The sequence below is a fragment of the candidate division WOR-3 bacterium genome (assembly GCA_016867815.1).
Taxonomy (GTDB): domain Bacteria; phylum Hydrothermota; class Tepidihabitantia; order Tepidihabitantales; family Tepidihabitantaceae; genus UBA2258.
The window spans coordinates 1-5,506 of the sequence record VGIR01000133.1; the positions used below are offsets into that span (position 1 = coordinate 1).

General features: G+C 62.5%; 6 protein-coding genes. 5 read left to right on the forward strand and 1 reads right to left on the reverse strand.

The features are described from left to right. A partial coding sequence (locus tag FJY68_13130; protein MBM3332767.1) for a hypothetical protein occupies nucleotides 1-607 on the reverse strand: 607 nt, incomplete at its 3' end. A 46-nt stretch (nucleotides 608-653) separates the two neighbouring features. Between FJY68_13130 and FJY68_13135 the strand changes: the two genes are divergently transcribed. From FJY68_13135 to FJY68_13155, 5 genes are all read left to right on the forward strand, one after another. After that, nucleotides 654-1,049 carry a heterodisulfide reductase gene (locus FJY68_13135; protein ID MBM3332768.1) on the forward strand — a complete coding sequence of 132 codons (396 nt, stop codon included), beginning with the start codon at nucleotides 654-656 and terminating at the stop codon, nucleotides 1,047-1,049. Then, entirely contained in the window at nucleotides 1,046-1,906 is an 861-nt protein-coding gene (locus FJY68_13140; protein MBM3332769.1) for a disulfide reductase, read from the forward strand. The genes FJY68_13135 and FJY68_13140 overlap by 4 nt, the downstream gene beginning before the upstream one ends. Before the next feature lie 6 nt (nucleotides 1,907-1,912). After that, nucleotides 1,913-3,880, forward strand: a complete 1,968-nt coding sequence (locus FJY68_13145; protein MBM3332770.1) for a CoB--CoM heterodisulfide reductase iron-sulfur subunit A family protein — start codon at nucleotides 1,913-1,915, stop codon at nucleotides 3,878-3,880. 56 nt (nucleotides 3,881-3,936) lie between these two features. Next, nucleotides 3,937-4,287, forward strand: coding sequence for a four helix bundle protein (locus tag FJY68_13150; GenBank protein MBM3332771.1), 351 nt, complete (start codon nucleotides 3,937-3,939; stop codon nucleotides 4,285-4,287). A 61-nt stretch (nucleotides 4,288-4,348) separates the two neighbouring features. Next, the coding region (locus tag FJY68_13155; GenBank protein ID MBM3332772.1) for an FAD-binding protein at nucleotides 4,349-5,506 on the forward strand (1,158 nt) is incomplete at its 3' end.

Sequence of the window (5,506 nt, forward strand, 5' to 3'; positions counted from 1 at the left end):
TCAGGCCATTCTTGTGGTCGTGATTGAACTCGATGGGGTCCTCGATGGTCAGAACGTGACGCGGGCTCTCCAGGATGTAGTCGACGAATGTCGCCTGCGTTGTCGTCTTGCCCATACCGGTCGGACCGGTCACGAGTATGAGACCGTGCGGTCGGTCGAGGAGTCCCTTCAGACGCGGAATGAGGTGTGACGTTACGAAGAGCTCCTCAAAAGCCAGAATCCGGCGCGGGATCAGCCGGAGGGCCATGCCGAAATACCCCTTCTGCTTATACACGGCCACGCGGAAACGCGCCATGCTGCGGAAGTTAAGAGCGAAGTCGCCACCGCCGCCGTTGTCGATCTGGGCACGCAGGTGCCGCAAGTCTTTGGTGGCGATGTTCTTGAAGCTCTCGGTCATTTCGGGGATGAGAACCGGGCAACCCTCAACGGGGTGAAGGTAGCCGTCGATTCGGAGCGTCGGCGGCCGCCCTACGGTCAGGTGCAGGTCGGATGCATTCCGTTTGATGCACTCAGCCAGGAGTGTATCGAAGAACTCTTCGTCGGTCATAACCTGCACTAATATACGCCCCCTGCCACGGCAAGTCAAGTTTTTTGCTGAGGCTTCCATGGTTCTTGACAGTGCATCTCAGCGGGTTTATGCTCTTAGTCCACCAATGGCGACATCCCATCCGTCATCTGAACTGCTTGAGCAGTTGCAGACGCTGAGCGGCCAGAACGTCAGCGACTGCTATCAGTGCGGCTGTTGCACGTCGGGGTGCCCGATCGGAGAGGCGATGGACCCGCCGCCGAGCAAGGCAATCAGGCTGCTCCAGTTGGGAAAGGCGCAGGAACTGCTGGACTCGGAAGGAATCTGGATGTGCGCCAGTTGCCTGGTCTGTGGGACGCGCTGTCCCCGGGCAGTGGACTATGCCAGGATTGCCGAGGCCTGCCGAGCGCTGATTCTTCGGTCCAAGCAGAGCAGGGTGGACCCCGACACCGTAACTGTCCCGGAACTTGAGGAGATACCGCAGCAGGCGTTCATCGCCGCCTTCCGCAAGTCCTCGGTATGACCAAGTACGCATACTACCCCGGCTGCACGCTCTACACCAAGGCCCGGAACCTCGATTTGTGCGCGCGCAAGGCGGCTGAGAAGGTCGGGTTCGAGCTGACCGAGATGCCGTCCTGGAACTGCTGCGGCGCCATCTACAACGCCACCAGTGACGACCTTGCTGCTCAGGTCGGACCGGTGCGGAACCTCGCCAAGGCCAGCCAACTGGGGGAGAAACTAGTTACCCTCTGCGCGGCCTGCTACAACGTGCTGAAGCGGGTGCAGGACCGTCTCGACCAGCCGGGCAACGAGATCGAGAGCGAGCGGCTGAAGACGTTCGTCGACGAGAAGTTCGAGCGGTCCGTGAAGGTGCTTCACTATCTTGAGGTGCTGAAGAACGACATCGGCTGGGACAGGGTGAAAGAGAAGGTCACAAAGCCGCTCGCGAAGCTGAAGGTCGCTTCCTATTACGGATGCCTGATGGTGCGGCCGAAGGAAGTGCTCGGCTTCGACGACCCGGAGAACCCGCAAGTGATGGATGACCTGATGCGGGTGCTAGGGGCCGAGCCGACGAAGTTCGACTTCAAGGCGGAGTGCTGCGGCGGGTACCTCGTGGTGAACCGCCGCGAGGTCGCCAAGGCGGCGTCGCAGAAGATACTGGACAACGCCCGCGCCTGGGGAGCGGAGGCGATTGTCACGACCTGCCCGCTCTGCCAGTACAACCTGGACAAGCTGCGGGTACTGACCGACGGCTCGTTGCCCGTGTTCTACTTCACGCAGCTGCTCGGGGTCGCAGTCGGCCTGAACCTGGATGAGCTTGGCCTCGAACACAGCGCCGGAGACCCGGCCGGTTTTCTAAGGTCGAAGGGATTGCTCTAGCAGATGATGGAGCAGCCGGCCCAGCCACAGAAGAAACAGCGCCCGCGGGTCGGCGTGTTCGTCTGCCACTGCGGTATCAATATCGCCGGAGTCGTGAAGATACCCGAACTGATGGAACGGGTCGGCGTCATGCCGGGCGTGGCGGTCACCAAGGACTACAAGTACTGCTGCTCCGACCCGGGCCAGCAGATGATTCGAGATTCCATCAAGAACGACAGGCTGGACCGGGTTGTCGTTGCCTGTTGCTCGCCGACCCTGCACGAGACCACGTTCCGCAACGCCAGTGCCGAGGCCGGCCTGAATCCCTATCAATGCGAGATTGCCAACATACGCGAGCAGTGCTCGTGGGTGACCGAGGACAAGGCGACCGACAAGGCGACCGAGATCGTCCGCACGACCAAGGCCAAGGTGGAGAACGACTTCCCGCTCGAGGCGATCACGGTCCCTATTAACAAACGCGCGCTGGTGGTAGGTGCCGGGATCGCCGGAATCCAGGCTGCGCTCGACATTGCCAATGCCGGGCACGAAGTCGTGCTGGTTGACAAGGAGCCGTCTATCGGCGGGCACATGGCGCAGCTTTCCGAGACCTTCCCGACGCTTGACTGCTCCCAGTGCATTCTAACTCCGCGTACGGTCGAGGCGGGCCGTCACCCGAAGATCAAGCTGATGACCTACTCGGAGATCGAAAGTGTCTCCGGCTACGTGGGCAACTTCAAGGTCAAGGTCAGGCAGAAGGCGCGCTACGTAGATTTCAAGACCTGTACTGGTTGCGGCGTCTGTCTGGAGAAATGCGCGGGGCGGACCGATGCTCGATTCGAGCGTGGGTTGGTCAGGGGCAAGGCGATATACCGGCTGCTGCCGCAGGCCGTGCCCAATCGACCGGTGATAGACGCCAAGGCCTGCGTCTACCTGACAAAGGGAAAGTGTGGCATCTGCGCCAAGGTCTGCCCGACCGGCGCCATCCGCTACGACGACACCGACAAGTTCGTCGAAGAAGAGGTCGGCGCCATCGTCCTCGCCACCGGCTACGAGCTGTTCGACGCTGCCGGCCTCGCCTCATACGGCGTCGGGCTGGTGCCGGACGTGGTTGACGGACTTGCGTTCGAGCGGTTGCTCTCCGCTTCCGGCCCGACCTCGGGAGAGGTCAAAAGGCCCTCGGACGGCAAGGTGCCGAAGAAGATCGTCTTCGTGCAGTGCGCCGGGTCGCGAGATTCGACCGCCGGGATGCCCTACTGCTCCAAGATCTGCTGCATGTACACCGCCAAACAGGCCATCCTGTACAAGCATCGGGTGCACGACGGAGAGGCGACGATCTGCTACATCGACGTGCGGACCCCGGGCAAGGGATTCGAGGAGTTCTACAAGCGCGCGACCGACGACGGCATCCAGTACCTGCGCGGCAAGGTCTCCAAGATCTTCAGGCAGGGCGACAAGGTGGTGGTTTGGGCGTCGGATACGCTGGCGGGCCGCAAGGTCGAGCTCGAAGCGGACATGGTCGTGCTCGCCACCGCAGTCGTCGCGAGTCCCGACGGAGTGGCCCTGGCACGCAAACTGAAGACCCAGATTGACAGCCATGGCTTCATGACCGAGGCGCACCCGAAGCTCCGTCCGGTCGAGACGCTGACCGCGGGTTTCTTCCTGGCCGGCTGTGGCCAGGGGCCGAAGGACATCCCGGAGACCGTGGCGCAGGCATCGGCCGCGGCCGCCAAGGTACTCGCAATGTTCGGCAACACGCGACTGACACACTCTCCGACCACGGCAGAGGTGGACGAAGAGATCTGCGTGGGATGCGGCTACTGCGAGCGGACCTGCGCGTATGAAGCGGTCAAGGTCGACCCGGCGACAAAGAAGGCCGTGGTGAACGCCGCGCTCTGCGAGGGCTGCGGCGCGTGCGCGGTCGCCTGCCCCTCCGGCGCGATGACGCACAAGAACGCCACCAAGAAGGCCATCTTCCAGATGACGGACCTGTTCTAGGGTATGAGGTCAAAGACCAAAGAGCAAAGGTCAAAGGGCAGAATCTGGGATTGAGGATGATTGACCTCGACGGCCGACTTCTGGACTTCGCCGCCTCCGTGATGGGGCTCTCTGACCGACTGAGGCGGACATCAGCGGGGCGATACATATCGGACCAGTTGATGCGCGCGAGTGCATCTGCCGGAGCCAACTACCAGGAAGCGTGTGGAGCAGAGAGTCGCGCCGATTTCGTGCACAAACTGCAACTGGTTCTCAAGGAAGTCCGCGAATCCGGATACTGGTTGCGCCTGATTGCCCGCAGCCGCCTTGTCGCTCCTGATTCACTGGCCGCGTTGTTGGATGAATGTCAGCAGCTTGTCAGGATAATCGCCAAGTCGGTGGTAACCGCGAAGTCGAGGGGCAAGTGATTTTGACCTTTGACATTTGCCCTTTGCCTTTTGACCTGCTCGTACCCGAGGGGCGGAGCCAATGAGTGAGAACCGCCCCGTTGGCGCGGTGCTCGTGGTGGGCTCCGGCATCGGCGGGATCCAGTCTTCCCTTGAGCTGGCCGACGCCGGGTTCAAGGTCTATCTGCTCGACGAAGGTCCGGCCATCGGTGGCGTGATGGCGATGCTCGACAAGACCTTCCCGACCAACGACTGCTCGATGTGCATCCTGTCTCCGAAACTGGTCGGGACCGGCCGGCACCAGAACATCGAGCTGCTCAACTACTGCGAACTGCTCGGGCTTGAGGGTGAGCCGGGCCGGTTCAGGGCGCGCATCCGCCGCAAGCCGCGCTACGTCCTGCTCGACAAGTGCACCGGCTGCATGGACTGCACCAAAGTCTGCCCGGTCGCAGTTCCCGATGAGTACAACCAGAAGCTTGCCACGCGGCGTGCGACCTACAAGCTCTACCCGCAGGCGATTCCCAACGCCGTCGCCATCGAGAAGAACGAAGGCAAGGCTCCGTGCCGGCTGGCCTGCCCCTCCGGCGTGAACGCGCAGGGGTACGTCGCGCTAATCTCGCAGCGGAAGTTCAAGGAAGCCTACGAACTGGTGCGCGAGCGGCTGCCGTTTGTCGGCATCTGCGGACGGGTCTGCCATCACCCGTGCGAGCAGGAGTGCAACCGGAAGGAGTACGAGTCGCCGGTCTCGATCCGTGCTCTCAAGCGGTTCGCCGCCGACTATGTGTATGCCGGCAAGGTCGACTATCCAGTTATCAAGCAGCCGGCGGCGGAGCGCGAGGAGAAGGTTGCGGTGGTCGGCGCCGGACCGGCCGGCCTGACCTGCGCGCTCGATCTCAGGGCCAAGGGCTATAAGGTCTCCGTGTACGATGCGGCCGATGCGCCGGGCGGGATGATGCGTTGGGGCATCCCGGCTTACCGTCTGCCGCGCGAAACCCTCGACCGGGAGATCAAGGATATCACCGATACCGGCGTCGAACTGAAGCTGAACAGCCCGGTCAACGGGACGACCGGCATCCAGCAGTTGCTCGCCCGGGGGTATTCAGCCGCCTTTGTCGCGCTGGGCTGCGGCAAGAGCCGGACCCTCAAGATCGACGGGATGGGCCTCGACGGCGTGCTGCACGGGATTGAGTTCCTGCGCGACGTGAACGCCGGTAGGAAGCCGGAGGTCGGCAAACGGGTC